Annotated in this window: 28 protein-coding genes and 3 pseudogenes; 13 read left to right on the top strand and 18 right to left on the bottom strand. The window is 66.1% G+C overall.

Annotated elements, in window-relative coordinates:
- The first annotated feature begins 243 nt into the window (after positions 1 to 243).
- Complete coding sequence (locus AB0N17_RS41130; protein WP_366016804.1) at positions 244 to 435, top strand: DUF397 domain-containing protein; 192 nt, start codon at positions 244 to 246, stop codon at positions 433 to 435.
- Positions 436 to 577: 142 nt separating this feature from the next.
- Here the strand turns inward: AB0N17_RS41130 and AB0N17_RS41135 are convergent, their stop codons facing one another.
- From AB0N17_RS41135 to AB0N17_RS41145, 3 genes are all read right to left on the bottom strand, one after another.
- Entirely contained in the window at positions 578 to 1,447 is an 870-nt protein-coding gene (locus AB0N17_RS41135) for a MerR family transcriptional regulator (RefSeq protein ID WP_366016805.1), read from the bottom strand.
- A gap of 119 nt (positions 1,448 to 1,566) precedes the next feature.
- Complete coding sequence (locus AB0N17_RS41140) at positions 1,567 to 2,073, bottom strand: glutathione peroxidase (RefSeq protein ID WP_366016806.1); 507 nt, start codon at positions 2,071 to 2,073, stop codon at positions 1,567 to 1,569.
- Between the two features lie 401 nt (positions 2,074 to 2,474).
- Entirely contained in the window at positions 2,475 to 3,530 is a 1,056-nt protein-coding gene (locus tag AB0N17_RS41145) for a transcriptional regulator (protein ID WP_366016807.1), read from the bottom strand.
- An 83-nt stretch (positions 3,531 to 3,613) separates the two neighbouring features.
- On the opposite strand from AB0N17_RS41145, the gene AB0N17_RS41150 reads away from it, so the two are divergent.
- Entirely contained in the window at positions 3,614 to 4,861 is a 1,248-nt protein-coding gene (locus AB0N17_RS41150; protein ID WP_366016808.1) for an MFS transporter, read from the top strand.
- Here AB0N17_RS41150 and AB0N17_RS41155 read toward each other — a convergent pair.
- A complete protein-coding gene (locus AB0N17_RS41155; RefSeq protein WP_366016809.1) occupies positions 4,749 to 5,633 on the bottom strand; it encodes a slipin family protein in 885 nt (294 codons plus the stop codon). The two genes, AB0N17_RS41150 and AB0N17_RS41155, sit on opposite strands and share 113 nt — an antisense overlap.
- Before the next feature lie 390 nt (positions 5,634 to 6,023).
- On the opposite strand from AB0N17_RS41155, the pseudogene AB0N17_RS41160 reads away from it, so the two are divergent.
- Positions 6,024 to 6,212: pseudogene (locus AB0N17_RS41160) on the top strand (peptidase); the annotation flags it as partial.
- Positions 6,213 to 6,222: 10 nt separating this feature from the next.
- Here AB0N17_RS41160 and AB0N17_RS41165 read toward each other — a convergent pair.
- Together AB0N17_RS41165 and AB0N17_RS41170 are read right to left on the bottom strand one after the other, a co-directional pair.
- The gene (locus AB0N17_RS41165; protein ID WP_366016810.1) at positions 6,223 to 6,543 is read right to left on the bottom strand and encodes a GYD domain-containing protein; all 321 of its coding nucleotides are present in this window, start codon (positions 6,541 to 6,543) and stop codon (positions 6,223 to 6,225) included.
- Between the two features lie 102 nt (positions 6,544 to 6,645).
- The gene (locus AB0N17_RS41170; protein ID WP_366016811.1) at positions 6,646 to 6,906 is read right to left on the bottom strand and encodes a hypothetical protein; all 261 of its coding nucleotides are present in this window, start codon (positions 6,904 to 6,906) and stop codon (positions 6,646 to 6,648) included.
- A 17-nt stretch (positions 6,907 to 6,923) separates the two neighbouring features.
- Between AB0N17_RS41170 and AB0N17_RS41175 the strand changes: the two genes are divergently transcribed.
- The 4 genes and pseudogenes from AB0N17_RS41175 to AB0N17_RS41190 all read left to right on the top strand — a co-directional run bounded on the left by AB0N17_RS41175 (position 6,924) and on the right by AB0N17_RS41190 (position 9,411).
- A complete protein-coding gene (locus tag AB0N17_RS41175; protein ID WP_366016812.1) occupies positions 6,924 to 7,922 on the top strand; it encodes a DUF1259 domain-containing protein in 999 nt (332 codons plus the stop codon).
- Positions 7,923 to 8,121: 199 nt separating this feature from the next.
- Positions 8,122 to 8,262, top strand: a pseudogene (locus tag AB0N17_RS41180) (class I SAM-dependent methyltransferase); the annotation flags it as partial.
- A gap of 7 nt (positions 8,263 to 8,269) precedes the next feature.
- Positions 8,270 to 8,728, top strand: a complete 459-nt coding sequence (locus AB0N17_RS41185; RefSeq protein WP_366016834.1) for a methyltransferase domain-containing protein — start codon at positions 8,270 to 8,272, stop codon at positions 8,726 to 8,728.
- A gap of 8 nt (positions 8,729 to 8,736) precedes the next feature.
- Positions 8,737 to 9,411 (top strand): hypothetical protein, encoded by a 675-nt coding sequence (locus AB0N17_RS41190; RefSeq protein ID WP_366016813.1) that lies wholly within the window; start codon positions 8,737 to 8,739, stop codon positions 9,409 to 9,411.
- A gap of 465 nt (positions 9,412 to 9,876) precedes the next feature.
- Here the strand turns inward: AB0N17_RS41190 and AB0N17_RS41195 are convergent, their stop codons facing one another.
- Positions 9,877 to 10,380 carry a hypothetical protein gene (locus tag AB0N17_RS41195; protein ID WP_366016814.1) on the bottom strand — a complete coding sequence of 168 codons (504 nt, stop codon included), beginning with the start codon at positions 10,378 to 10,380 and terminating at the stop codon, positions 9,877 to 9,879.
- Between the two features lie 432 nt (positions 10,381 to 10,812).
- Between AB0N17_RS41195 and AB0N17_RS41200 the strand changes: the two genes are divergently transcribed.
- Positions 10,813 to 11,283 carry a hypothetical protein gene (locus AB0N17_RS41200; protein ID WP_366016815.1) on the top strand — a complete coding sequence of 157 codons (471 nt, stop codon included), beginning with the start codon at positions 10,813 to 10,815 and terminating at the stop codon, positions 11,281 to 11,283.
- 287 nt (positions 11,284 to 11,570) lie between these two features.
- Entirely contained in the window at positions 11,571 to 12,215 is a 645-nt protein-coding gene (locus AB0N17_RS41205; RefSeq protein ID WP_366016816.1) for a LysE family translocator, read from the top strand.
- Positions 12,216 to 13,257: 1,042 nt separating this feature from the next.
- On the opposite strand, the gene AB0N17_RS41210 is transcribed toward AB0N17_RS41205, so the two are convergent.
- A complete protein-coding gene (locus AB0N17_RS41210) occupies positions 13,258 to 14,064 on the bottom strand; it encodes a hypothetical protein (protein ID WP_366016817.1) in 807 nt (268 codons plus the stop codon).
- 2 nt (positions 14,065 to 14,066) lie between these two features.
- Complete coding sequence (locus tag AB0N17_RS41215) at positions 14,067 to 14,357, bottom strand: hypothetical protein (RefSeq protein WP_366016837.1); 291 nt, start codon at positions 14,355 to 14,357, stop codon at positions 14,067 to 14,069.
- Here AB0N17_RS41215 and AB0N17_RS41220 point away from each other — a divergent pair.
- A pseudogene (locus tag AB0N17_RS41220) lies at positions 14,319 to 14,533 on the top strand (tyrosine-type recombinase/integrase); the annotation flags it as partial. The gene AB0N17_RS41215 and the pseudogene AB0N17_RS41220 sit on opposite strands and share 39 nt — an antisense overlap.
- Before the next feature lie 359 nt (positions 14,534 to 14,892).
- On the opposite strand, the gene AB0N17_RS41225 reads toward AB0N17_RS41220, so the two are convergent.
- From AB0N17_RS41225 to AB0N17_RS41235, 3 genes are all read right to left on the bottom strand, one after another.
- A complete protein-coding gene (locus AB0N17_RS41225) occupies positions 14,893 to 15,345 on the bottom strand; it encodes a hypothetical protein (RefSeq protein ID WP_366016818.1) in 453 nt (150 codons plus the stop codon).
- Between the two features lie 38 nt (positions 15,346 to 15,383).
- Positions 15,384 to 16,046 (bottom strand): hypothetical protein, encoded by a 663-nt coding sequence (locus AB0N17_RS41230; RefSeq protein WP_366016819.1) that lies wholly within the window; start codon positions 16,044 to 16,046, stop codon positions 15,384 to 15,386.
- 367 nt (positions 16,047 to 16,413) lie between these two features.
- Positions 16,414 to 16,887, bottom strand: coding sequence for a GNAT family N-acetyltransferase (locus tag AB0N17_RS41235; RefSeq protein WP_366016820.1), 474 nt, complete (start codon positions 16,885 to 16,887; stop codon positions 16,414 to 16,416).
- Positions 16,888 to 17,186: 299 nt separating this feature from the next.
- Here AB0N17_RS41235 and AB0N17_RS41240 point away from each other — a divergent pair, with 299 nt between their 5' ends.
- Positions 17,187 to 17,546 (top strand): hypothetical protein, encoded by a 360-nt coding sequence (locus tag AB0N17_RS41240; RefSeq protein ID WP_366016835.1) that lies wholly within the window; start codon positions 17,187 to 17,189, stop codon positions 17,544 to 17,546.
- 130 nt (positions 17,547 to 17,676) lie between these two features.
- Here the strand turns inward: AB0N17_RS41240 and AB0N17_RS41245 are convergent, their stop codons facing one another.
- From AB0N17_RS41245 to AB0N17_RS41255, 3 genes are all read right to left on the bottom strand, one after another.
- Positions 17,677 to 17,853, bottom strand: coding sequence for a hypothetical protein (locus AB0N17_RS41245; RefSeq protein WP_366016821.1), 177 nt, complete (start codon positions 17,851 to 17,853; stop codon positions 17,677 to 17,679).
- A gap of 55 nt (positions 17,854 to 17,908) precedes the next feature.
- Complete coding sequence (locus AB0N17_RS41250; RefSeq protein ID WP_366016822.1) at positions 17,909 to 18,814, bottom strand: TIGR02391 family protein; 906 nt, start codon at positions 18,812 to 18,814, stop codon at positions 17,909 to 17,911.
- A gap of 1,581 nt (positions 18,815 to 20,395) precedes the next feature.
- Complete coding sequence (locus AB0N17_RS41255) at positions 20,396 to 20,629, bottom strand: hypothetical protein (RefSeq protein ID WP_366016823.1); 234 nt, start codon at positions 20,627 to 20,629, stop codon at positions 20,396 to 20,398.
- 606 nt (positions 20,630 to 21,235) lie between these two features.
- On the opposite strand from AB0N17_RS41255, the gene AB0N17_RS41260 reads away from it, so the two are divergent.
- Positions 21,236 to 22,714, top strand: a complete 1,479-nt coding sequence (locus AB0N17_RS41260; protein ID WP_366016824.1) for an RNA-directed DNA polymerase — start codon at positions 21,236 to 21,238, stop codon at positions 22,712 to 22,714.
- Between the two features lie 93 nt (positions 22,715 to 22,807).
- A complete protein-coding gene (locus tag AB0N17_RS41265) occupies positions 22,808 to 23,515 on the top strand; it encodes a hypothetical protein (RefSeq protein ID WP_366016825.1) in 708 nt (235 codons plus the stop codon).
- A gap of 345 nt (positions 23,516 to 23,860) precedes the next feature.
- Here AB0N17_RS41265 and AB0N17_RS41270 read toward each other — a convergent pair whose 3' ends face one another.
- The 3 genes from AB0N17_RS41270 to AB0N17_RS41280 are packed head-to-tail and all read right to left on the bottom strand — an operon-like array spanning position 23,861 to position 25,120.
- The gene (locus AB0N17_RS41270; RefSeq protein WP_366016826.1) at positions 23,861 to 24,244 is read right to left on the bottom strand and encodes a hypothetical protein; all 384 of its coding nucleotides are present in this window, start codon (positions 24,242 to 24,244) and stop codon (positions 23,861 to 23,863) included.
- A complete protein-coding gene (locus AB0N17_RS41275) occupies positions 24,238 to 24,666 on the bottom strand; it encodes an ATP-binding protein (protein WP_366016827.1) in 429 nt (142 codons plus the stop codon). Before AB0N17_RS41275 ends, AB0N17_RS41270 begins: the two co-directional genes overlap by 7 nt.
- Positions 24,667 to 24,712: 46 nt before the next feature.
- Positions 24,713 to 25,120 (bottom strand): NUDIX hydrolase, encoded by a 408-nt coding sequence (locus AB0N17_RS41280; RefSeq protein ID WP_251096832.1) that lies wholly within the window; start codon positions 25,118 to 25,120, stop codon positions 24,713 to 24,715.
- Positions 25,121 to 25,187 lie beyond the last annotated feature (67 nt).

Raw genomic sequence — 25,187 nt, forward strand, 5'->3', positions numbered from 1 at the left:
GTGGAGCAATCCCGGCAGTTCATCGCAAAGGTGGCCAAGAAGTACGCCGAATGAACAGCCGTCACAGAGGGCGCCGGATCGTACACCGTCAGTCGGTTCCAGTGGAAGGCTCATCTGGAATATGCCATCCGGTTGAGTGAACGACTACTCCGGCGAGGGCGGTTGCCCGGTAGCGTCGATCACGCCAATCAGACGACAAGGTTGGCGTGAACCGCACTACCGCAACTCGCAACAGGAGTGGACATGGCACTGATTCAGGGCGCTTCGGAGACGTGGATGAAGTCCTCCTATTCCGCGGGCAACGGCGCCTGCGTCGAGGTCAAGTCGCCCACCGACGCCGAACTCGCCGTTCGCGACTCCAAGGTCTCCGAGGGTCCGGTCCTGGCCTTCCCCGCCGACGCGTGGAACGCCTTCGTGGCCTCGGTCAAGGCGTAAGGGGTTCCTCCCTGACCCTCGTCGGAACAACTGCACAAGCACCACCAGAAGAGCCCTCTCGACCAGTCGCCGTCCTTGCCGAGAGGGCTCGGCCGTGCCCGGCGTACCTCAGGGCCCGGCGTACCTCAGGGCCCGGCCTACCTCAGGGCCTGACGGGAAAGGCCACGTCGCACACCGGGTCCTCGGCTCCCGCCGCCTCCCAGTCCGCGAAGTAGATCTCCCGGCAGGGGCCGGCCATCTCCAGCCCCTCCCCGGCCATCCAGTGCTCCACCGCCTCGAAGGCGGCGAGGATCTGCGGATGCGCGACCTGCGCCTTGGTGATCCGCGTGTAGGCCAGCCGGGCCGCCGGCTCCACCCGTACCTTCGTCTCCCAGGGCCGCCCGTGTCCGGCCGCCCAGGCCCGTGCCGCGGCCTCGTCGGCCACCGGCACACAGGACTCGGCCGGTCCGTCGCTCTCCATGGAGACCTCGGAGTAGTAGATGACGAACGGCGCCCCGGTGACTCCTCCGCACCCCCGTGCCGCCGCCTCCAGCCGCTCCAGCGACGCGCCGATCCAGGCCGGCAACTCGTCCGCCAGCGTGTGCCGCGACTCGGTGATCACCACCTGCGCCGGCACGTCCACGGTCTCGATCACGAACTGCTCGTACATCTCGGAACTCCTCCCCGACAGCCGGCCACGGAGGTAGGCGGCGAGGGTCCGCTGCCCGGCGACCCGGGCCTCCACGTCCGCCCAGTAGGCGGCGAGCCGCTCGGCGCCCTCGCCGCCCTCGGCCCCGACCACCTCGGCGATCCGGGCGAGCGGCATGTCCAGCTGCCGTAGCAGGGCCACGAGACGGGCCCGTTCGGCCTGGTCGGCGCGGTAGTAGCGGTAGCCGGTCACCTCGTCCACGTGCGCGGGGGCCAGCAGGCCGAGCCGGTCGTACAGCCGCAGAGCCTTGGCCGACAGCCGGGCCCGCGCGGCGAACGCGCCGATGGTGAGCAGTTCCTCGTGCACGGTGACATCCTCCGTCACCGGGCGTTTCCTCTCCGCCCGGCGCGAAGGACGTTCGTCCCTGCCCCAGGGACAAGGTCAAGGGACGAGGTCAAGGGACAGGGGCAAGGGGCGACGTCGGGGGACGAGGCCGCCGGGCCTCAGCCGAGCTGGGCCTCGATCGCGGTCACGATCTCGGTGGAGTCCGGCTCGGTGCGCGGCCGGAACCGCGCCACGACCTGCCCGTCCCGGCCGATCAGGAACTTCTCGAAGTTCCACTGGATGTCGCCGCTCTCGCCCTCGGCGTCGGGGAAACCGACGAGCCGCTCGTACAGCGGGTGCCGGCCCTCGCCGTTCACCTCCACCTTCTCGGTGAGGGGGAAGGTCACGCCGTACGTCGCCGAGCAGAACTCCGCGATCTCCTCGGCGCTGCCGGGCTCCTGCCCGAGGAACTGGTTGCAGGGCACGCCGAGCACGGTGAAGCCCTGCTCCGCGTACCGCTCCTGGAGCTTCTCCAGGCCCGCGTACTGCGGGGTCAGGCCGCACTGGGAGGCCACGTTCACGAGCAGCACGGCCTTGCCGGCGTACTGCGACAGATCGGCGGAGCCGCCCCGCAGGGCCCCGATCTCCACGTCCAGGGGGGAGCCGTTGTGGTCAGTAGTCGTCATGTCCGGATGGTAAGCGCTCCACGGGAGGGGTCGCGATGGGCCTCCGTTCGTCTGCGGATCCGCCGGTACGGCGGCTTCCAGGGGGTAGCGCAGTCGCGCCCGGGAACGGAACGGCGTCAGCGGCTCAGCCCCGGCCCATCCCCGGGCTCCGCCCCGGCCCATCCCCGGGCTCCGCCCCGGCCCATCCCCGGGCTCCGCCCCGGCCCATCCCCGGGCTCCGCCCCGGCCCATCCCCGGGCTCCGCTCGGGGCTCATCCCCGAGTCCGCTCCGGCTCGTCCCCGGGCCCCGTCCCGAGTCAGCCCTGTGCCCCGGGCCCCGCCCAGGCTCATTCCCGAGTCCGCTCCGGCTCGTCCCCGGGCCCCGTCCCGAGTCAGCCCTGTGCCCCGGGCCCCGCCCAGGCTCATTCCCGAGTCCCGCCCAGGCTCATCCCCGGGCCCCGTCCCGCCTCAGCCCCGAGTCCCGGGCCCCGCCCAGGCTCGTCCCCGAGTCCCGCCCCGCCGGCGTCCACCAAGACCTCACCCGCCGCCGTACGCGCGTACAGCACCGACCGTCCGGACCGCCACCGGGCCACCAGGCCCGCCTCCCGCAGGACCTTCAGATGCCGGCCCATCGAACCCAGCCCCTGCCCGGTCACCGCCGTCAGGTGCGTGGTGCTCATGGGGGAGTCGAGGAGCACCAGCACCTCGGCCCGGGCCGCCCCCAGCAGCGCGCCCAGCCCCGCCGGCACGGCCCGGCCCCCGGTGTCGGCGAGGACCCCGGCGCAGGCGTAGACCACCGCGTACCGTTCCCCCTCCTCCCAGGCCACCCAGCCGTGCCGCTGCGGAGTCACCGGCACGAAGAGCATCTCGGCCCCGGAGATCTCGCGGGGCGGATACTCGTGCAGGTTGATCTGGAGCCGGTTCTCGCCGAGCCACCGGGTGCGCCCCGGCCGCAGCGAGTCCAGCACGCTCGCCCAGCCGCCCCGGCTCACCTGCGCCGTCCGTGCGACCACGTCGGCCTCGAGCACCCGCCGACGGCGCGCCCAGGACGGCCGTACGGCCTCCTCCCACACCCACTCCAGCAGCGCGGCGGCCCGCTCGGGCAGGTCGTCCCGGTCCAGCACGGCGGGCAGCGGACCGGCGAGGGACACGCGCAGGTGGGCACGGGCGGCGTCCGCCGGGGTCGACCGCACCCGGGCCACCTCCTCGGCGAACCCCTCGCCGTCCCGGGGCGTCGGAGTCAGGAAGTCGGCGATCCAGAGCCGCCCGAGACCCGTCTCCACCAGCCGCGCGGTCACCGGATCCGCGCCCAAAAGCGCCTGATAAGCGGGCAGATGGGCCCGCAGCCACTCCCGCTCACCGGGGTGCGCGCCCTCACCCGCGTGCAGCAGCTTCAGACACGCGAAGGTCTCGGCGAGCGGCGAGATGACGAACCGGCTGCGGGCGAGCGTGTCCGCGTTGAGCTGCCACCACCCCACGGGTCCCCCCTCACGGCCCTACGACCTTTCGCGCCACGGCGAAACAATAACGACCCCTGCGCACCCCGCCCGAGACTCCGGACATGCCCAGTTACCGATCCCTGTTCCGCACCCCGGAGTTCACCCCGCTCTTCCTCGGCTCGGCCGCGCAGACCGCCGCGCAGACCGTCGGCGGACTCGCCCTCGGCACGCTCGTGTTCCGGGCGACCGGCTCCCCGCTGCTGTCGGCGGTGAGCATGTTCGGCCCCTCGCTGGCCCAGGTGCTGGGCGCGACCGTCCTGCTCTCCGGCGCCGACCGGCTGCCGCCGCGTACGGCCCTGTCGGCGATCGCACTGGCCTTCGCGGCCGGTACGGCGGTGCAGGCGCTGCCCGGCCTGCCGGTCGGCGCGGTCTTCGCCGTAGTCCTAGTCCTGGGGCTCGTGGCCTCCCTCGGCGGCGGGGTCCGCTGGGGCCTGCTGAACGAGATCCTGCCCAAGGACGGCTACCTGCCAGGCCGTTCGCTGTTCAACATGATGAGCGGGCTGGCGCAGATCGCCGGGTTCGGCACCGGCGGGATCCTGCTCGCCGCGCTCTCCCCGCGCACCTGTCTGCTGCTGTCGGCGGCCCTTTACCTGTCGGCCGCGCTCACGCTGCGCCTCGGCCTGACCGCCCGCCCGCCCCGCACCACGGGCCGCCCCTCCGCGTCGGCGACCTGGCGCACCAACGCCCTGCTGTGGTCCCACCGCCCGCGCCGCCTGACCTACCTGGGACTGTGGCTGCCCAACGGCATGGTCGTGGGCTGCGAGTCCCTGTACGTCTCCTACGCCCCGCACGCCGCCGGCACCCTGTTCGCCTGCGGGGCGCTGGGCATGTTCGCCGGGGACCTGACGGTCGGCCGTCTGCTGCGGCCCGCGCTGCGCCGCCGTTCGGCCGCACCGCTGCTGTTGCTGCTGGCGGCACCGTACCTGGTCTTCTGCGTGCACCCGCCCCTGCCGGTGGCGGTGGTGTGCGCGACGCTGGCCCCCGTCGGTTTCGCCGCGAGCCTGGTCCAGCAGGAGCGGCTGATGGAGCTGACTCCCGGTGAACTCGCCGGACAGGCCCTGGGCCTGCACTCGTCCGGCATGCTGACCATGCAGGGGGTGAGCGCGGCCCTGGCCGGCTCGCTGGCCCAACTCACCTCGCCCGCCGTGGCGATGACCGCCATGGCGGCGGGCTCGGTGTGCGTGACGCTGACGCTGGCTACGGCTGTTCGGGGCCGTCCTGCACCGGAACCGCCGGGCTCGGGCCCTGCTGGACCTGCTCGGCCGGGGCTGGGCTCGGCCGGGTCTCCTGAGTCGGCCGAGGCGCGCTGAGGTCGGCGTCGATCTTCTGCACGGTCCGGTCGAAGTACCGCAGCAGTTCCACCGGGAACGGCATGACGAGGGTGGAGTTCTTCTCGGCGGCGACCTCGACGACGGTCTGCAGCAGCCGCAGCTGCATGGCCTCGGGCGTGTCCGACATGATCCTCGACGCGTTGGCGAGCTGCTGCGCGGCCTGGAACTCACCGTCCGCGGTGATGACCCGGGCCCGCCGCTCACGCTCGGCCTCGGCCTGCCGGGACATGGACCGCTTCAGGGACTCCGGCAGCTGGACGTCCTTGATCTCGACCCGGTCGATGTGGATGCCCCACCCGGCGGCGGGGCTGTCGATCATCAGGGCGAGTCCTTCGTGCAGCCGCTCCCGGTCGCTCAGCAGGTCGTCCAGGTCGCTCTTGCCGATGATGGACCGCAGGGAGGACTGGGCGACCTGCCCCACGGCGAACGTGTAGTCCTGCACCTCGATGGCCGCCCGCACCGGGTCGGTCACCCGGAAGTAGACGACGGCGTCGACCTTCACCGAGACGTTGTCCCTGGTGATGCCCTCCTGGGTCGGCACGGGCATCGTCACCACCTGCACGTTCACCTTGCGCATGCGGTCCGCGAAGGGGATCAGGAAGGTGATCCCGGGCTGCCGGTGACTGGGCAGCGCCTTCCCCCACCGGAACACCACCCCACGCTCCACCTGGTTGACGACCCGCATCCCGCTCTTCAGCACGAGCAGCGCGAACAGCGCCACCACCACGACCGTGATCACGGTGCCTTCCATGGGCACTCCATTCCTCACAACCGGCCAGGACACCGGATAGGACACCGCTCCGAAGGGAAACGGTGCGGGCCCACGCGTCAGGAATCCGTCAAAAACCCCGCCCGGTACCAGGTTGGATCAGGGTCGGCTCCGGGACGTTCCCTGATGAGCCGGTGCGCCGCGGCGGGCGAGACTCGTGATCGGGCCGGCGGCTCGCCGGCCCGACCGCATCCGGGAGTCCTCTCGTGAACAGCTCTGCCCGCCGCGCCCGTTGGGCCGCTCTGGCTGCCTCCAGCGCCTTGCTGACCGCCCTGGTCCGACGTCCCCAGCTTCCACAGCAGCCAGTGCCGCACCGAGGCCGACGCCGGGCGGGCCCGCATGACCACGGGCCTGATGCGCGTCACGGCCGCCAACGGCGTCACGGTCTGGGGCAAGACGGGCTCCCGCCCCGGATACACGAGCGGCGCCTTCGCCACCCGCGACCTGTCCCGCAAGATCGTCTACTCGGTCAACCCCACCCACCGGGACGGCACAGAGATGCGCTACGTCCAGCGGATAGCCGCAGCCTCCTTCGGCACGGTGGTCCCGGCCGGGAGCTGACCCGTGTCCCTCACGCGCCGGGAGCGCGGAAGGCCACCTGCCGGCGGGCGGCCTCGTCGATCTCCTCGACGGTGAGGAGGGGGGTGGCGCGGGTGCGGAGGGCGCCGCTGGCCTTGACGGTGAGGCTCACGGCGGCCATGGACACCGGATCGGGGAAGTCGAGGATGCACACGAGGTCGTCCTCCCCGAAGGCGTAGTACATGGCCTCCACCGTCCCGCCGAGGTCGCCGACGACCCGGTCGACGGCCGCGCGACGTCCACTCGCGCCCTCCTGGAGCAGGCCCTTCGTGCCCTCGGGCGTGTAACTGGCCTGGATGAGGAACTTCGCCATGGGGATGTTTCCTGCCCGTCGCTCGTCCGGTGCACTGAGAGTCCGATGCACGCGAACCCCTTCCCGCCGCCCCCCCTCACCACCACGCGCCGAGGGCTCGCTTCACTCGATGGAGGCCCGGATCAGATCGGCGTCCTCGTGTTCGAGGAGGTGGCAGTGGTGGATGTACGTCGCCGGGAGCTCGGCGCCGCTGCCCGGAATCGGACGGCTGCCGTCGCCAGAAGCGGTGCGAACAGCGCATACCAGCAGCCCGCGATCACCGATCAGAGGCGAGGGTGTGCGCTGGGTGGCCCAACGGGGTGCCCCCACCGGCGGGATGCAGCTGTGCCGGTCGGCGGTCGACGCCGTCTTCCGTGCTTGCATCGCGTCAGGAGGCGTACATGGATGACGAGCGACAGCAGGACACCCGCTCCCGACTTACCGCGTCCCGGCGCGGTGTGCTGGCCGCAGCAGCCCTGGTGCCGGCATTCACCGGTGTGCCGGCCCGGGCCCAACCCCTGTCTTCCGGCTCTCAGGGCCGCGATCTGCTCCCACCGGTGATGACCAAGCTGACGGACTGGTCGGCCGTGGGCGGGGTGCTCGGTCGCCCCGGTGACATGAGACGGTTCATGTACCACACGGCCTTTCCGCGCCGGGACCTCAGGGTCTTCTCGCGAGGCATCCTGATCAAGCCCGCCCTCGCCCTGGGCACGCACGTGTCCTTCGTGCGCTACGCGGACCACAGCACCCTCATGATGGGGGACACTGTGGTCACCGAGCGTGAACTGCAGCATTTCTGTGATGTCCTGCAGCAGCGGGGAATCATGCTGACCGCGATCCACAAGCATCTGCTGGCCCATGACCCGGACGTGTGGTGGGTTCATCTGCACGCTCACGGCCACGATCCGGTCGCCGTTGCCCGCGGTGTACGCGCGGCACTGGACTGCACCAGCACCCCGCCCGCCGAACCCGTCACCGCTTCCCCGCCCGTCGATCTGGACACCGCTTCGATCGATGCCGCCATGGGCGTCAAGGGGGCTGCCAGCAGCGGGATCTACACCTGCACCTATGTCCGCGCCGAGACCATCGCGGACGGCGACATGGCGCTGCCCCCGGGACTGGGCGCCACCACCTCCGTCAACTTCCAGGCGCTCGGCGGCGGAAAGGCCGCGGTCAGCGGCGATCTGGTCATGACCGCCAAGGAGGTACAGCCCGTTCTCGTGGCCCTGCGGCGCGGCGGGGTCGAGCTCGTCGAGGTGCATCACCACCACCTCAACGACGACCCTCACTTGTTCTTCGTCCACTACTGGGCCGTCGGCAACGCCGTCGCACTCGCCGCGGCCATCCGCCGGGCCGTGAACCTCACCAAGGTCGTACCGATGCCCGGCATCACCGGCTAGCGCCCGGCGCCGGCCCCGTCCAGGGCCTCGGACCGTGACCGGTCCGGGGCCCTCGCGCCGGGTCCTGTGCACCGCAGCCTCGGGCCATCTCCGAGACCCCGGTGGCACATTTCTATGACGAGCCGGCCGACGACTAGCACCTGATCTACACGGACTGGGACGCAAGCATGCGCCGGCAGGGAGATGCCTGGACGGCCTGATGGGCCAGAGCCGCGCGTCGGTGCTCGACTGCTCCTGTGGCACCGGCACTCAGACCATCGGCCTGGCGCTGCGCGGGCACCGTGACATCGGCACGGACCTCACCGGCCGTGCCGCCGCCCGCGCTGCCCGTGAGGCCGTCCACCGCGATGTGCCGCTGCGCACGGCCGTCGCCGACATGCGGCGCCTGCCGTTTTCCCGACGGCCGCTTCGACACCGTCGTCTGCCTGCTGACGGAGCAGGACGTCCACGCCTCCCTGGCGGAGATGCGCCGCGTGCTGCGTCCCGCCGGCCTGCTGCTGCTCAGCACGCGCTCCTACGACGAGCCGCTACGCGACCGACCCGCCTCGCAACGGACCGTCACGTTCCAGCTCTGGCACTGGCACGAGACGGCGAGCACTACGACGTGGAGCACTTCCCACTGCTGCCGACCGGCGGAGACTGCCGCGTCAAGCTGTGTCGGACCGACTACTGGGCGCTGGGCCGTGGTGTGCGATCACGACGATCGCCCCCGACATGCTCTGACCGACGAGGAGGGGCAGGCTGGATGTAGGGCCCTGCCGACCCCTGCTTCGCTAACGCGACACGCCTTTCGTCAAGCGGGGTGAATGAAGCTATGACGGAAAAAGACGTACTCTCGGCTGTCATTTCACTTTTGGTGCCTGTGCTGACGGCGGCAATAGCGGCCCTGGGCATTCTACTCAAAGACCGTCGCATGGAAAAGAGCCGCGATCACCGGCTTCGCCGTCAAATCGAGTTTGGTCAAGCGGAGGTGCAATTTATTCATGGGTGGCTACAGGCTCGTGAATCATTGGGCCCATTAGGGCAAGAATCTCAGTCTGCTCGAGAATGGCTGGACAGGTGCTACGCGGCGATTGAATCCGCTCAAGCGGAGGTGTCCCAGGCGGAAGTGGCGCCCCAGGCGCAGTTGAATGTCCTACGTCGACTGCTCCTGCTTCGGTCGCTCCAGGGAATACCTGCTCAGATATGGCGGATAATTTACTATGTGGCGTTTCTGGGTGCCAATACTTACGTGATCCCGATGGTCGTAGGAGTTGTGGATTGGATCCACGGTACGCCGGACGGATCTGACTTGGCAGAGGGTAGCGCAATGCTCGCGATTATCGCGTTGCTGCTCGCCTTTGGTGCTCGCGCTCTTGCTGTCCGCAGTGATCGAGTAGCCCGAAATCCAGCAGTGCCGCCGCGCTGGCCTCCGCACAACATCGAGGGCTGGTCCTCCCGTAGAACGGAACAGTCTCAGCTGTCGCGCACACCACGCGACGATTCGTGAGAAACGCCGTTCAATCGCAGTTCGGCCGAACGCGTCCCTCCTGGCCGAGTTGGGCCGGGCGCGATCACCTGCCGCACCCTGCGGGCCGCCCGTCAGGTCACCTTCCTGGCTCCAGGAGCATCCAGGGCTACCTCGGCCTCGCCAGAGGAATCGGCAACCGACTCGCCCGCCTGCGGGCGTCGGGCCGGCAGGAGCCCTGCTGCGCACCGTCCCGGTCCTGGTCGCACCGATGACCGAACGGCTCCGACACGGCCGCGCCTCACCTGTCCGGCACCCCTTCCAAGCCCCCGACAGTCGCGTCGGCTGGACGCACACCGCACACCCCATGACCTCGCCGCTCCGCAGGCCCTGGATGGGCTGACAGCGTTGGCGTGACCGTCGATCTGGATGAAGACACCGAATCTCTGACGTCCAATGGTTCCCCGCTCGATGTGGTGCGCTTGTGGTGCAGCGGACTCGTGTGCGTCAGAACGTTTCTTCGCCGGGGATGCAGTCCCAACTGTTCTCTGCCCACTCGCGGATGAGGAAGAGAGGCCGGGTGAGGACGATGTCTCCGGCTCGTTGCGCGCGCAGGATGAGTCCGAGATCTCCCGAGCCTGGATCTGCCGCGTGCGTGTAGATCAGATTCAACCCATGGGCTTCCGTGTGGTTGCACAACCAGTCCTCTGTTTCGGACGGCACGCGGGCGACAAGAGCCGTGCCGTCCAGCACGACCTGGGGGCCGGTAAGAGCATCGACGGCTACGCAGGCCAAGGTCTGCCCCGTCGCGTAGTAGGCGGTCACCCCCAACTCGGTGAACTGCGCCTCGACGATTTCGTAAGTACCCGACGAACGCTGGACAAGGCGGCGGGACGGGGACTTGCTCCCAAGAGCCGCATCAACGTCGTCGGGAGCCATCCCGAAGCGCAGCGGTCCCACGCCGACCTGCGGCACAAAGCTCCACTGCGCGCGCTCGCTGTTCGTCTTCACGTCCCAGATACCCACCGATGCCCCCGGAGCTCGCCAACCGCTACTCGACCCCGAGCTGGTCGAGGTGCGGTTGGCAGCGTAGTTGGCAGCCCATGCACGCTTTCCAAGTCTGTTGGTGACTCGTACGAAGCAGCCGGGGCCGTTCACCTCACCTGCGTTCATGGTCGGTTGCAGGCCGAGGCGGTCTCTGCTGGTGGACCCTTCTGAACGGCCGTGAACGGAGCTGAATGAGACGGAAACCAAGACGGCCTGGCACGGGGCCGGACCGTCTCCACCTGCGGTGACCTATGACCCGCCGGACAGTACCTAGTAGGTTTCTCGCCCCGCCCGGTTCCGGGGGGCTTTCCGAACGGACACGACGAAGGAACCAGCTCAGTGGTGAGGATCAGAAGAACCCCCAAGGTGGTGCTGGCTGTCGCAGGACAGGCAGCGATGGTGACCTTGCAGGTGGTGGTCCAGGAGGACGCGGCCGTGACCGGCTCGTGGCTATCGCGCCTGATCCCGCTGGCTCCCATGCTGATCGGCATGTACGTGGTCTGGCGGCTGTTCCTGAATCCCTACGTGTCGTTCGGGCAGGACCGTCTCCGGGTGAACAACACTTTCACGCACTACCTGATCCCGTACCACCTGGTCACGGCATTGGAGGGGCGGACCGCCCTCACCCTTGTCGTGTCGGGATACGGCCGCCTGCCGGTGGCCGCACTCGACGCCGCCCCCCTGACGGGCAAAGCCAAGCGGGACGCCGTCGCGCAAGAGCTGCTGCGCCGCCGCGCCGGCGCCGTGCCAAGAGCCGGACACGGCTTCGAAAAGCGCAGCACGCTCGGACTCCCGGAGTGGTTGGGGCCCGTCACTTCCCTGACGTGCTTCCTTGTGGGCGGCTTCGCGTCGGTCCCCGCACACTGATGCCGCACTCTTGGGCGGGAGTGCCCCCTTCGGGCATCGAGTCTCCGTTCGGTTGCCTCAGACATCGTTGCCAGGCATCCAGGCTCTCGGTGTCACTTCAGCCGTGGGCTCAGGGCTTGATGCGTCGGCCAGCCCGGGAACTGGGCCGGGGTGCATGAAGTTGCCGAGTGGCAAGACCGTATTCTGCAGCGGGCGAGACAGGCGCTGCTGATGCGTCGTAGCCGTCCGTTGCGACTGGGCGACGCATTCCGTATCAGGTGCCCGACGAACGATCAGGAGGTTGACCGGTGATCACTCTGACCGCAGTCGGAGGAGTGGCCCTGGTCGAGCTGGGCATGGCCCTGACTCCGGGACCGAACATGATCCACCTCGCCTCCCGCGCGATCACCCAAGGCCGCAGGGCGGGCCTGGTTAGTCTGAGTGGGACTGCCGTGGGATTCGTGTGCTACCTGCTGGCCGCGGCTGCGGGCCTGTCCGCGTTGTTCGCCGCCGTGCCGGTGGCATTCATGGTGGTCAAGCTTGCTGGGGCCGCCTACCTGGCCTACCTCGCCTGGGGCATGCTCAAGCCCGGCGGACGCTCGCCCTTCGCCCCGGCCCAGGACCTGCCTCCGGTGCCCGACCTCCGCCTGTTCTCGATGGGGCTGCTGACCAACCTGCTCAACCCCAAGATTGCTCTTATGTATGCCGCCCTGCTGCCTCAGTTCCTCGACCCGCTGGCAGGTCCGGCTTGGAAGCAACTACTCCAGCTCGGTGGTGTGCAGATCATCGTGGGGATCTCCGTGAACGCCCTGATCATGCTGGGCGCAGCGCAGGTGTCGGGGTTTCTGGCCGTCAGGCCCCGCGCCATGACCGCCCAGCGGTTCACGGCAGGTGGCCTGCTCGGCGCCTTCGCGCTGCGCACCGCCCTGTCCCACACTCCTGTCTCCACCTGAGCCGGGCCCGCGTCACTGTACTGATCCGTGAGGCACGTACGACCGAGGGGCGCGTGGTCGAGGTCTGCGACACCCTCACAGCCGCTGACCAGCTCGCCGCCACTCATGTACATGGGAGTGCAACCCCTACAGATGAGTGATCCAGCAGAAGTAGATGATAGGGCCCCGGACCATGATCGGTCCGGGGCCTTTTCCCCTGTGCTGCGTCCGCCTGCCTGCATGGTGCGTGACTGACTCTCCTGGTACGGCAACGTGCGCCGGTGTTGCCGTCACAAAGTGCCGTCAACTCAAGGCATCGGAGCTGCGATTTCGTTCGTCAACCGGTCTCACGGCGAGCAGTACGCGATGGCGTGACCCCCTGCGGTGAGGTCGCTGAGGTTGTCGAAGCGCACCGTCCAGCTGTCGTCGGGGTTGTTGACGGACGTTCGATTGGATGCACCCGGGACAACCCCGAAGCCCCCGAACCAACCGCCAGAGATCGCCGTCTGTCCGGGCGGGCAGGTAGCTGTTGAGAAGTTGGCGAAGCTGTGCGGAGGCATCAGGACGGAATTTCCCGGCACTTCCGTGGTGTGGACGGTGCCAGTGGCTCCTGTGTCGCCGCCGTATCCGTCCGTCACGGTCCCGCGCGTCACTCCCACGCTCTGAGCTGCGGCCGCGGCCGGCCCAGCCACTCCAGTCGCCAGGACGATCGCGAGGGAGGCGAGCGTGCCGCCGGTCGTCCACCTGCCTTGACTGGGCAGCGGGCCCAGGCGCGCCGGGAGTCGGGCCCCTGTGCTGCACTCAGGACTCATCTACTCTGCTCCTCTTTTCAACTGGTTCGGGAAATTTCCCGAACCCGAGAACGAGCTTGACCGGTTGACGAACCAGCGACCGTCAATCCCGGCCGGAACACGCTGAGGCATCCATGAATCGGATCAATAGACGTGCCCGGACCAGGCAATGGTGAGCTAATCGTGTTCAGTGGGTGCTTCCCCGCCTCATCGGAGAAGCACCCACTTAGGAACCCTCACGCAGTCACTCGGCAATGCTGCGTGTCTCACGGTCACCAGGTGCAAAAGGCTACAGTCGCGTCATCACCGGACTTATAGCGTGGCCAGCGCCGACCTGTCGGGTCCATGGCTTCGACCTTTCGGACGGCATTAATCAGGTCTCGCGGTCCTCCGGTCCGGAGCATGGTGAAGACCTCGTGCCACGTCGCCATGGAGTACTCAGTGACCAGACGCGACGCGCCATCCGAGAGGACCGCAGCGGTTCGTACGTCCTCGGTCGCGGTGCTGCCCACAATCGCGTGGTCTGCCGCTTCTGGATCGGCCGCCGCCACCCAATAGCCCGCCGGGGTATTGCGGGTCTGCCGCTGTGCGGTCACGAACCGACGCAGCGCCTCTTGGTGGTCTGGTGTGTGCGTCTCGTACCGCTCCACTTCGGCCCGGAGCTCCGGAAGCACATCGTCTACGCGAAGGTCAGTGACCACGGTGAAGTCGTCGGGACCCTCGAGGACGACCGGGGAGTCCGCCAAGACCAGGTGGTCAAGGAACCCTTCCCGTTGCCGGAGGACGGCAACGGTTGCCGAAGGAGTTCCGGGATTGTGGAGGTCGCATTCGGGATGCAGCGCCGCCACCCGTTCGAGCACACTCGCCAGGCCGGCCGTGAGCGAAGCCTCTGAGGTCGCCAGTATGGCAACAAGCTGACTGCCGAGGTTGGTCACGAACCACGGGACGCCATGGCGGCATCCGGTGTCCAGGCCTGCGGTGCTGAGTCCGTCCAGCACTACGGCAAGAGTCGGCGTAGCGGCCACCCAGTCCTCGTTGGGGGCCGCTCCACCAGGTTCGGTGTCAATGGCGACGCGCATGCTCAGCCTTCGTGTCGGTACAGCGGTGTGACGCGTCGACTCTCCAGCACTTCGAGCGTATCCGGGTCGTAACGGCACGAAATCAGGGTGGAGAAACGACGAGTGCGGACCTCTCGGTACAGCTCGGCCAGGTTGTTCTCCAGGTAGTGGACGACTCCGCTTGCCCCGATGGCGTGGATACCGGCGATGTACAGGAACGTCCCCTTGCCGTCCAGGCGAGGGAGCCGTCCCAGATACCCGACGTCGCCGCTGATGCGGGGCTGAGGGTGGTCCGGCTGCACGATGCGCGCCACGGCACCGCGACTCTCCTCACGGCGGCCGGCGTCGCGCCCGCGTCATCATGGAGATCCTCGGACACAGCCAGATCAGCATCACCATGGACGTGTACACGCACGTCGTGCACGACACCCAGCGGGAGGCGATCAGCCACATGGATCGCCAGCTCAAACGCCGTCGGCCGGCCGCCTGAGAGGCGACTGTTGTCAACCGGTGCCGTCAAAACGGCCCGGACCGTGACCGGTCCGGGCCGTTTCGCCTGGTGCCCCCGGCAGGATTCGAACCTGCGACACCCGCTTTAGGAGTTCGATCCGGGCCCGCTGCGACTGCTGTCGGCAACTGGTGCGACGGCCGGACAGAGAGGTTGGTGTACGCCTCTGTCCGGCGTCGTTGATGTCAGCCGTGGATGTCAGAGACTTCTGATCCGTAGCTCTATGTGGATCGGTCGGTGACGGTGATACCGGCCGGGCGACGGCTTTGTGAGGGCATTGCTGGGCAGGGCCGGTTGCTGTGTTTGCTGTACTTCGCTGCTGTACGCACTGGGCGCTTCGATCAGACGGTGTCGATCTGCCAGGCGATCACGCCTGTAGATCCTTTGTCGCCATCGACATCGATGCGTACCGGCAGTTTGTGCGCGGTGATCCGTTGCTGCACAACGGACTTATCGCATGGCACCTCGGCCTTTGGCCCGGTGCTCGCCGGTGTAAGTGTCAACTGTGCGTTGCCGCTGCCGATACACACCAGGTTGAGCTTGTATGTCTTGCCCCGGTTCAGGGTGGGCTCTGTATGGATGCCGTCGGTCACGCGCTCCGCGCCAGCCTCAACCATCGTTCCGCTGTGCACGGCGGCGAGGGCCGCCTGGGCCTGGTCGGTGAACTTCTTCTCCTGTGCTTTGGTCGTACCCTGAGACGCGCTCACTGTGGCTGATGACGATGTCGGGTTGGCGGCTTCGCCTCCACCACTGCCGGAGGTGCACGAGGTCAGCAGCAGTGCCGACGCTGCCACAGCGCATCCGGCGAACCAGGCCCGCGGGCTCAAATTAGTCATGAGGAGGTTTCCCAGTACTTCCAACCAGTTTCGGATGTGGGCAAAATAGCTGTTCCATGACCGATCTCAACGGTTTTGCAGCTTTTGCCACTGCTGGAACGCCACTTCTTCCAGGTCGTCTTGTAGCCCCACGAACCGTACTGCAGATGGCCGTACTTGTTCCGGCTGATGGGATGGGAGTAGTTGTGGCCGGCGGTGATGGATACGCTGGCGCCGATCTGGTAGCTGACGCTGGCCTTGGCCGTCGCGACGATGGCGTCAACGTCAGCCCCAAAAGTGCCCGTTATGTCGGCTGAGATGGTGCCGCCCTTGGTAACGGACACGGCTATGGTGCCGCCCGGACCATCCTTGTACTTGGTGCCATTCCACCATGACCCGATGTGGTAGGCCTTCTTCGACGTGATGGTGTACCACGTCTCGGGCCTATCGCACATGGTCGGTGTCTCTTCGTTGAGCGGCTGATCGTCGGTGTCTTCCCACCCTTGTCTGTCGTTGATGTCCGTCGTTTGATCGGCAGATATCGCCGTGCTCGCGGACGCTGCACTGTCAGACGCCGTGTCGGACGGTGCCTCCTCGGCGGCGGCAGTGCCCGCAGTCGTGAGGCAGAGAAGCAAAGCAGTGGCAGCGCCGGTCATAGCGCGCCGTGAGCTGATGCCCATGTGACACCTTTGCTGGTGGACCGCCCCCGTGGCGATCGAGCACTTGGACACTACTTTCAGTGGCATGTTCGTGACAATCAGAAACCGGAGGCTCTGAGGGTAACTTGAGGATCTAACGCGACCGTTCGGTGTTTTCGGCGTGGAGCGGGCAGCTCAGAATCCAGGTCCGTGGAGTCTCAATGACCGAGTCAAGGTGACGAGCGTCGGCTGATGGTGCGACCGACGCCCGTGTAGGCCAAGGCTTGAGGTTTGTCCTCATCCTTACCAGGTCGATCACGGACTCCCTGAAGGCTTGAGGGATCCCAGCCCCACGACGGTCCACCTACCGCGGGTCGCTCTCGTCCGGTCGTGGTCGTCGCTGTTGGTGTCAGCCGTCGGTGTCAGATGTCAGCGCTGCGCCCCACAGGTCCGTTCGCTCCTGGCGGTAGACGGTGGAGTGTCGGGCTTGGAAGCCAAGACGCTCGTACAGCCGGTTCGCAGCCCCGCGATCTGGGCGCGAGGTGAGATCCACCGTTCGGGCACCGGCCTTCTCGGCGATCCGCAGGGCTTCCCGGATGAGAAGGCCGGCGACGCCCTGACCCCGCGCGGCAGTGTCAACGACCACGTCTTCAACCCGGCCCCGCAGTCCCGAGGGAAGAGGCACCAGTGTCAGAGTCAGGGTGCCAACGATGCCATCGGCCGTCCGGGCCATAAGCACAGTGTTGGTGTCGCAGGTCATCAGCCGGCTGACTGCCTCATGGTCGAGCGGCCTGGCTCTCGATGACAACTGCGGCAGCAGTCGACCGAAGGCGTCGACAAGTTCCTGACTTGCTTCCCGGGCGATCTCTACGCGGACGTCCATGATCGGAGCCTATGGGAAGCTCCGTCTCTGGTCGGCGTTCTAACGAGCGGCGGAGCCGTCGATGTTTGTCAGCGTTGGTCGTCCTTGAGCATCCTCCGACGGCCCAGAGACGGCCCGGGCCGGTCATGAGCCACGGCGCTGGGCGGAGCCTTGCCATCGGTCAGGCCCCGGGCTTGCATCAGGGCCAGTTGCCAAGCCGCCTGGTGGGTGCCGTGACCCGGAGGGACGCTACCGTGCGGGGCCGGTCACTAGGGTTGCGGTACCTGGCTGCTGTACCGCACGATCCAAACGGGGTGACCATGGAACGGCATGTGCTGGAATCGCTGTTGATCGGTGATGACGAGGCGTCCGTGATAGCTCTGGCCGCCCTCCGCAGCGGCGCCCCTTACTCGGTGGAGGAACGGGTACAACCCACTGGTGCGCATGCCGGGGTCTTCAGTCGCCGACTTCAGCGCATGCGGGTGCGCGGATTCGAACCTCCTGGCCTGGAGCGAGCAGTGCAGCTCATCAGGGAATATGGCCGGCCTGTGCGCTCAGCGCTGATCGATCCTGACAATCGGACACGGTTCACCCTGCTCTTCCTCACCGAGGACGGCAGCGCACTCGTGGCCTGCGTTAGCTGGCCACTGCCGCTGGTTGCCATGAAGCCACCGCTTTAGGAGAGAGGCTGGGTGAACTGCGGGCTGAGCTGCAGCGTCGTCGGCCGATGAAGCGAATCGATACTCGACCGCAGAGCACCGGTGTTGACCGTGGCTGACCCTTGCTTCTGGCACGGTTGTGGCACGAACCTCAGCCGACGAGGCGTCCTGCTCGCCGTTTAGGCGCCGAGCCGGCGCAGCTCTTCGCCGGGCGCCCAGAGGTGTTCAGCTCGGGGAAGGCGTGGTGGCCTGGTCGATTCGTGTCGGCCATCGCGGGCTTGTAGTTGAGCCACGGCCAGGCGCCGATGAGCAGTTTGCGCAACCTCACGGGCCCCTCCAGGCGCCCATCCGGGCGCCCGCAGCCAGCTAAAGGCAGCACGCGATCACGGGCCCGATGAGGCGGCCTTGCGCTTCTCGTCTTCGATGTCGAGGCGCCGCATCAGGAAGCTGGCGAAGACCAGCATTTCGTCAGCCTCGTCGCGGGCGTCCTTCTCGTCCGGGCCGTGCATGCGAGGGTTACGCAGCGCGCCCATCGCGCCCTTGAACAGGAACTGCATGCCGTTCTGCTCGCTCTCCAGCGAGCTTCCCGTGAACCGGGTCACCGTGACCTTCGGGGGGTCTGGCTTGGCGCCAAAGGCGATACCCATCAGCCGCTCGCCGACCTCGGTAGCCCCGACCAGGACCGCCACCCGGTGCTCCACAGCCTGGAAGGCACTCCTGACCGCGTCGTAGTAGAAGCCGCCGTTGTACCGCTCGGTGGCGACCTCCGCGATCAGTGGATGCAGGCTGCAGGTGACGGACAGGGCGCCTGCCGGCTCCATGTCGGGTGTAGTGATGGGAGGTCGGGTGGCTGGGATGGGAGCGAAGTCGGGCTCCGGCTCCTGGCTTTTCTGGAAGGGCTGGCTCTCGGCCTCGGTACGAGCTGGCCCCACTTCGCGTGCGCGGACGCTCCAGTAGTCGCGCAGGCTATGTACGCCAGCGTACGGCCGAATGCCGCGGTCGAAGTTCAGCGACCAGTCGAACACACCTGGGTCGGGGCTGTGGCTGCCACCACGGAAGCAGGGCTCGTGCAGGCCGAGCGCGAATGCGCCGTACATCACCTCGTCCGTCAGCGAGCGCGGGTCGACGCCGTACACACCGCGCAGATCGGAGGGCCGCAGCTCTGGTAGCTGACCGGGCTCCTTGGGCTGGTAGTGGGGCTCGATTGTGCCCGCTGTCCGCACCATAGCGAGGAACACGCTGATGACCTGCCCGGTGTCCGCGCAGTTCGCGGCCCCGGCGATCGTCAAGGACAACTCATCTGCACCCTGCGGCACTACGAGACGGCCTGTGAAAACTCCCCGCAGTAGCGCAGGACACAACTGCGCTACTGCCTCCTCGAATTGCACACCAGACGCATACAGCCGCCGATCGACCTCATCGAACGTCGGCCAGCGGCCAGCGTTGCAGAAGTGCCGCCAGATCACGTCAAGGAGGGCGTGGCCGCCCTCCCCGGTGGGGCGTGGCATCCCCTTCGGGGCTATGGTCCGAACGATCACGCGCTGTCCCCCAGCGTCCGAGCCTGCACTGCTCGCAGGCTACTACTGGAACCCTGCTCTAAACCCGCGGGTCCGTGACGTGGACGTTCGTGTTGGAGCGGGCGCTGAGAATCGACCTCGCGCTCTCAGTTTGGCAAGCTGCGATCTTTTGATGCTGCCTCGGGCGCTGACCTGGGCAGGAACGCCAGATGGTGCCTCATCGGCTCCGTCGTTCTTTCACCGTGATTCCCCGCTGCTCCCCGCTCCATCTGGTGCGGTTGTGGTGCAACTCTTGGTCCGTCAGCGCCCCGTCGGGGCTAGCGGGCGTAGGCGTACAGCAGGACGATGACCACCACGACGCCCAGCCAGACCGGCATGCCGGTCTTGGTGAATCGGCCGCGGCTGTCCCTGGGTTGCGGCCTACGACGCTTCGCCATGACTCCCCCTACGGTCGTGACGCTCCTCTATGGCTCAGAGTGCGGATGGCTGGAGCGTGTAGGTAGAGCGCGAATTGGACACGGAGCATGGCAAGATCCTGAGCGCACTGGTGCTCGCTGCACTGCGCCGGCGGATGCGGTCATGCGTGACACAACTTGCCGGGTCCGCCACGCAGCGCAACCTGAGATGTCTTCTTGCCCTGGGTCTTGCCGGGGATCTTGGTGAGCTGGGTTTTCGCTGCTCAGAGGCGGTGGGCACGTGCGCCTGATGGTCGTCATTGGCCACTGCCGAGCGACCTCGGACGGCCCGGCGAGGCCGCGAAACGTTGATCGGTTCCCCCAACCGTTCGAGGCGGATCCTCCTAGGGCGAGTTACCAGCTCCCTCACCAGGCTGTGGTGGTTCTTGCGGAGAGTCGTCAGAGGCAGTCTTTTCGAACAGCTGTAGATAGGTCTCAACCCGCGCCGCCGGGTCTGGGAGCTGTCTGACCTCGTGACTGATCACGTGATGCAGCTCGCGACGCACCTCCTCCTGCCGACGGCGGCGTGCTTCTGCCCATCGGTCAACCGTCCTTCGATGGCAGTCGAGTCGCCAATCACGCCACTCCTTGAGGATCACAGGCAGCAGTAGCGTCAGAGAGGCGAGGGCAAGCACTGCACCCCACGGAGCACCGCTCAACGCTGATGCGCTGGAGCTGGTCGCGCCGAGCGTGTAGGTGACGAGTGAAGAACGCACGATCGATCCCTTTCATACCTCACGTTGGCGCGTGGCGCTGGGCAGCTGGATATCTCCGGGACTCTGGATAGCCCCCGCAATTCCGGGCATGCAAAAGGCCCGAGCGATTCGCTCGGGCCTGGAGGAGAGCGCTAGATGGGGTGAGCGCTAGTGCGACCGTTAGGACTCAAGCCGTACCGGGGTCATCGATTCCGCGGTTGCCTAGGCCGGTAGGTCGTCGCCAGCTCCTTGATCTCTGGCAACGCATACATGGTCTTGTACCCGTGCCCGTTGCCCGACAGCCGGCCGTCGCCTGGAAAGCTATGAATCTTGCCTCTGCTTGCCCACTTGCGGATCACGCTCTGCGGGACCCCCGTCTGTGCCTCTGCCTCATGGACGTAAACAAGATCCCTGGGGTAGAGCTCCACGATCTCCACGTGCAGAGCCTCCTTGAGAACGCAAAAACCCCCGCAAGTACGGGGGTTAGAGTCTTCTGGGCACACTTCGGCCCACTGCAGGCAGTATGACAGCGCGATGCCTAGGACCGCTAGAGGTAGCGTCGACGCACTGAGTTCGGGGAGGTGGGAGTGCTGCTGAGCTGCGGCGGGAGCGCGTCAAGGCTTGTGGGCAGTCCGTTGAGACTTGGTGCTCCCCGTGTTCCCCGCACGATCTGGCACTCGTGTGGCGCGTCTTGTCACCGACCGAGTTCATCCCTCGCCCCTTCAAGTGGCGGCGTGATCACCATTCGAGGATCGCGCTGCGGCCCGTCTGTACCACAGCCGATGACAGTCAGTCACGACGGCGGGTTGATTGACCGACCAGGCACGCGTGGGCGTCGCTGAACCACCACAGGCCCTAGACGTTTTCGCGATCACTCGAGGAGCAACCGAGCCCAGTCGCGGGCGGCAGCGACTTGCGGTCCTCTGCCTCAGGAAGCAGGGCAGGCGCACCTGAGGACTGAGACTGTCACTCAGCCCCCCTCTTCTATTACGCTGTGTGTTTGCGCGTCGGTGACGCCGACTAGGGGGAGCAGCAAGATAGACATGAACCGTCGCCCGTTCTTCACATATCTCGATGAGGCGTGGACTCGCCTGTTTCATGGGCGAGGACGGTCAGAAATACCCGACATCATTAATTGGGCAGATATAAACGCCTCGTGGTTTGATGTCCGCAAGAATGTTGTGACCGCGCTCCGAACCGGTCAAGTTGGCCCCGACTATGTTGAGGTTTTGGATCTCCCTAAAAATCCTGTCGCCGTACGCCCGATTGCACGTCTGACAGTGCACGATCGCCTTGTATACGACACGCTCGTCTTCTCCATTGCCGAGTTGATTGAGGCGCAGCTTCGCGATAGCGTTTACAGTGCAAGATGGGGTGACAACGGTAAGTCCTTTTGGTCTCCCGTTAACTCATGGGTTTCCATGCAAAAGCGCGGGGTACAATTGATAACCGAAACCCCGTTCCAGCTGGCTCGCACTGATGTGGTCTCATTTTACGAGCATATTGACATCGATATGCTGGCAATTGATATCCAATCCACAGGTGCTTCATCTAAGGTGACAGAACGCCTAATTACTTACCTGCGGATGTTCCAGTCGTCGAGCCACGCTTGGGGAATACCGCAGGGGCCCGATTCTTCAGCAATCTTGGCCAATCTTTATTTGCTACCCGTAGATGAGTTCGTGCACAGGTCGGCTTTCGAGTACCTCCGCTACTCGGATGACATGATGATATTCGACACGGAGAGAGAGTCACTCCGGAACGCTCTGCTTGAAATAAATTCCATTCTCCGCTCTCGTCGCCTCTCCATGTCTATGACTAAGACCAGCATCCACGATGAGGCGACCGCACTTTCGCAACTTGAAGATCTAGAAAAGGATGCGATCAACTATGGGCTAAAAATCGGAGAAATCGGGGCTGATGAAAGGCTTTATAAACTCTTTCTCGAAGCAACTGAAGGGAAGCAGTTAGATCGAGATATTAAGTTCGCGCTCTTCCGCATGGGAAACTTGAAGGATGACCGCGCCGTCCCTTGGGCCCTGCGACACCTCAAGGAAAGCCACCACTTGGTGGTTGAGATAATAAAATACCTGGAGTGCTTCCCTGAGCGTTTGCACGCAGTCGCTCGGGCGTACGTGTCAACGCTGCACTTGGCTGCCGGTCACAAGTACGACAGCCTGGAGCAGCGCGTACTCCAAGCCGCTACGCGCCAGAGAATCAACTCAGCCGAGATTCGAGATGCGGCCTGGGCAATACTTCAGAACAAGAACAAGTCAAGTCTCCCTCGGGAGTTTGCTGCCCGGTATCTCGGAAGGGTAAGTACGATTGCTGACGGGCAGCTCCTACGCCGCGAATACGAGCACGAATCCGACGTAAACGTTAGACGCGCGCTGCTTGTTGCAATGTACGAAGCCCGTTCGGTCTCCCGGCCACTACTTGAGAGACTGGCACAGTCTAATTCCAGGCTAATGTGGGTGAGCCGCTACCTCCTCGGTGACCCAATGGTACCTCTACCTCGCTAGGAGATTTCTTTGCTGCGGCTTACTGTTTACGCACTCCTGGCGATTTCATCAGGAATAGCCAGCTTTTTTATAACTAACTCCACCGTCGTCAATATGACAGCCGGCCTCAGTGTCGGCCTGTTCGTGCCAGTGGTTGACGAGATAGCGCAGAACTGGGGAAATATTCGTCACCTTTGGTATTCGCTGCGCTATCGCAACCGTTCCATCCGCGTCTCGACCTCATATCTGTTCAAAATTTATGTTGATGGAAAGTATCTACTGATCCGGGGATCGCGGTACCGCACTCAGTTCCAACCGGTGGGCGGGGTGCATAAGGTGTCGCCGCAAGGAAACGCTACGCTTTCCGCCATGGAGGTAACGGATGATGATCTGATCCCTCTTGATTCCGCGAGCTATGGCGATCTGCGCGTGCGAGTTCCAGGGAGGAAGATATTTCAGTTTTTCCGGTGGTTCGACTCTCGGCAAGGCCGCGAGGACTCTCCATGGCGAGAGTTTCAAGAAGAATTGCTCGCCACTGGCATTCTGCCGTCAGATAAATTCCCGCATATCATGCATAATTATCTCAGGCGAGACGTAGATCGGATTCGCTACAGTCCGTGGGCTGAATCACTAGAGATTCTTGTGGCGGACGTTTATGAGCTTGTGCCGAATCAAGAACAAGAGGGCGCATTTCGTCAGCTGGCTGCCACTGGTCATCCGGACATCGTGTGGGTCTCCTCGCAGCAGATCAAACGTCGCGGTGCCGTCGCGGGACAGCCGCAGACCATTGAGATCTCGGCACACAGCCAACGGATCCTGTGAGGAGGTCGGCGGAGCGGCTTTGGGGTGGCGCTGCTTTGGCGCGAGTGATCATGGCCCCGTAAGCTTGCGGCGCGTCGGGCAGTCTGTGGACCTGCCCGGTAAAGCACGACGTTGGGGCCATGATCTTCGAGGCTCGCGCCAAAGTGGCTCCGTAAAGCCGTGGAGCCGACCGCCCTAGCCACGACGTACCCCCTCTCTGGCGGCAAGTGGCTGATTGCTGTGAGCGCGGCACGGGCGCCGGCCGGGCTGGAGCGGGGCGGAGACAGGAGCGCAGGCCCGGCCGGGGGCCGGGCCGCGCGCGGTGAGCGGAGCGAGCCGCCTTGAACCAGTAGAGAAAGTTGTAACTCACTCTGTGGGGTGGGGCTTGAAATCGTAAGCACACGAGGGAAGTTCGGCGCCCTGGCGATGCGCGAGCGGTAGGAAGAGTACTGGTCGGATCGTCCACGTGATGCGAGTGCCGTCGTGGGTCACTGACACCGTGCACGGGTCGGCCCGCAGCAGGGCTCGTCGGGTCTCGATACGGCCGTCTTGCAGCCACTCCCATGCCTCGTCGGAAGCGTCCGTGTCCAAGGTCGGGGAGATCGTGCGGAGTGCCACCGCGACCCAACGGTCTGCCTGCGGAGCGGAGTAGGCGTCGAACGATGCCCGCAGTTCCGCCGGCCACTCGCCAGACACGTCCTCGGTCCAGCACTCGCACCAGTAGCCCCACTGTGTCGGCCTCGTCAGCATGGGTGACCTCCGAGTCGGGTGTCCGCGTAGAGCTCCGCGGTGACGGTGTAGCCCTTGTCGCTGTTGTGCACGACGACCCGGTGGGCGATGGCGCTGACCATGCCCAGTCCTCGGCCGTGCTCGGCATCCTGGTCCTGGTGCTCGACCTTCGGGGCCGTGCCCGTACCGCCGTCGTCCGTGACCGACACCGCGACCACCTGAGCGGAGACCGCGACGGCCAGGTGGAAGATGCCTGACTGCCGGCCGCTCGCCGTGTGGCGGATCGCGTTCGTGCTCAGCTCGCTCACGATCAGTTCGGCGTCTTCGGCTAAGGGGGAGCCACGCAGGATGTCACGGGTCCATCGGCGGGCCCGGCTCACTTCTTCTGGGAATCCTGGGCAACTCAGCCCCCAGACCCGGGCTGTACTCGTATACTCGTGCATACAAGTTCCTTCGTGCTGGTAGGCCGCCATGTGCAGCGGGTTTGGGCTAGACGAGTTTCACGCCGTCGTGGGCGCGAATGGCTGGCGGGGACGCCGCGTCGAGTGCGTCCAGGACGCGGATCGCGTATGCCTCGTCGGCAAGCTCGGTGACCTCTTCGCGGGTGGCCCAGCGCAGTGCGCGGGTCTCGTCACCGGTGGTGGGCACGCCGTCGGCGGCTTCACAGCGGAAGACCAGCGAGACGATCAGGCCCTTCATGTTCTTGTAGACGCCGGTCAGGGTCGCGGGAAGTGCGATCTTGATGCCGGTCTCTTCGAGAATTTCGCGCTGGAGGGCTTCCGGGATGGTCTCCTCGCGTTCGAGGACACCGCCCGGGGGCTCCCAGTGACCGTTGTCCCGGCGCTGGATCAGGAGGGCCCGGCCTTGGTCGTCCACGACGACCCCGGCGACGCTCACGGAGTGCGGGCGTTCAGTGCTCACGTTCCTCGGCCCTCTCGGCTGGCTAGGCTCTCCACCGTAGCAA

Origin of the sequence: Streptomyces sp. NPDC051133 (assembly GCF_040682635.1) — a bacterium.
Lineage (GTDB): Bacteria > Actinomycetota > Actinomycetes > Streptomycetales > Streptomycetaceae > Streptomyces.

What these genes read in the sequence shown, in the direction of transcription:
- AB0N17_RS41130 (WP_366016804.1), top strand. Translation starts at nt 244, where the DNA reads ATGGCACTGATTCAGGGCGCTTCGGAGACGTGGATGAAGTCCTCCTAT.
- AB0N17_RS41140 (WP_366016806.1), bottom strand. Translation starts at nt 2,073, where the DNA reads ATGACGACTACTGACCACAACGGCTCCCCCCTGGACGTGGAGATCGGG.
- AB0N17_RS41150 (WP_366016808.1), top strand. Translation starts at nt 3,614, where the DNA reads ATGCCCAGTTACCGATCCCTGTTCCGCACCCCGGAGTTCACCCCGCTC.
- AB0N17_RS41155 (WP_366016809.1), bottom strand. Translation starts at nt 5,633, where the DNA reads ATGGAAGGCACCGTGATCACGGTCGTGGTGGTGGCGCTGTTCGCGCTG.
- AB0N17_RS41165 (WP_366016810.1), bottom strand. Translation starts at nt 6,543, where the DNA reads ATGGCGAAGTTCCTCATCCAGGCCAGTTACACGCCCGAGGGCACGAAG.
- AB0N17_RS41170 (WP_366016811.1), bottom strand. Translation starts at nt 6,906, where the DNA reads ATGCAAGCACGGAAGACGGCGTCGACCGCCGACCGGCACAGCTGCATC.
- AB0N17_RS41175 (WP_366016812.1), top strand. Translation starts at nt 6,924, where the DNA reads ATGGATGACGAGCGACAGCAGGACACCCGCTCCCGACTTACCGCGTCC.
- AB0N17_RS41185 (WP_366016834.1), top strand. Translation starts at nt 8,270, where the DNA reads ATGTGCCGCTGCGCACGGCCGTCGCCGACATGCGGCGCCTGCCGTTTT.
- AB0N17_RS41190 (WP_366016813.1), top strand. Translation starts at nt 8,737, where the DNA reads ATGACGGAAAAAGACGTACTCTCGGCTGTCATTTCACTTTTGGTGCCT.
- AB0N17_RS41200 (WP_366016815.1), top strand. Translation starts at nt 10,813, where the DNA reads ATGGTGACCTTGCAGGTGGTGGTCCAGGAGGACGCGGCCGTGACCGGC.
- AB0N17_RS41210 (WP_366016817.1), bottom strand. Translation starts at nt 14,064, where the DNA reads ATGCGCGTCGCCATTGACACCGAACCTGGTGGAGCGGCCCCCAACGAG.
- AB0N17_RS41230 (WP_366016819.1), bottom strand. Translation starts at nt 16,046, where the DNA reads ATGGGCATCAGCTCACGGCGCGCTATGACCGGCGCTGCCACTGCTTTG.
- AB0N17_RS41235 (WP_366016820.1), bottom strand. Translation starts at nt 16,887, where the DNA reads ATGGACGTCCGCGTAGAGATCGCCCGGGAAGCAAGTCAGGAACTTGTC.
- AB0N17_RS41240 (WP_366016835.1), top strand. Translation starts at nt 17,187, where the DNA reads ATGGAACGGCATGTGCTGGAATCGCTGTTGATCGGTGATGACGAGGCG.
- AB0N17_RS41260 (WP_366016824.1), top strand. Translation starts at nt 21,236, where the DNA reads ATGAACCGTCGCCCGTTCTTCACATATCTCGATGAGGCGTGGACTCGC.
- AB0N17_RS41265 (WP_366016825.1), top strand. Translation starts at nt 22,808, where the DNA reads ATGACAGCCGGCCTCAGTGTCGGCCTGTTCGTGCCAGTGGTTGACGAG.
- AB0N17_RS41270 (WP_366016826.1), bottom strand. Translation starts at nt 24,244, where the DNA reads ATGCTGACGAGGCCGACACAGTGGGGCTACTGGTGCGAGTGCTGGACC.
- AB0N17_RS41275 (WP_366016827.1), bottom strand. Translation starts at nt 24,666, where the DNA reads ATGCACGAGTATACGAGTACAGCCCGGGTCTGGGGGCTGAGTTGCCCA.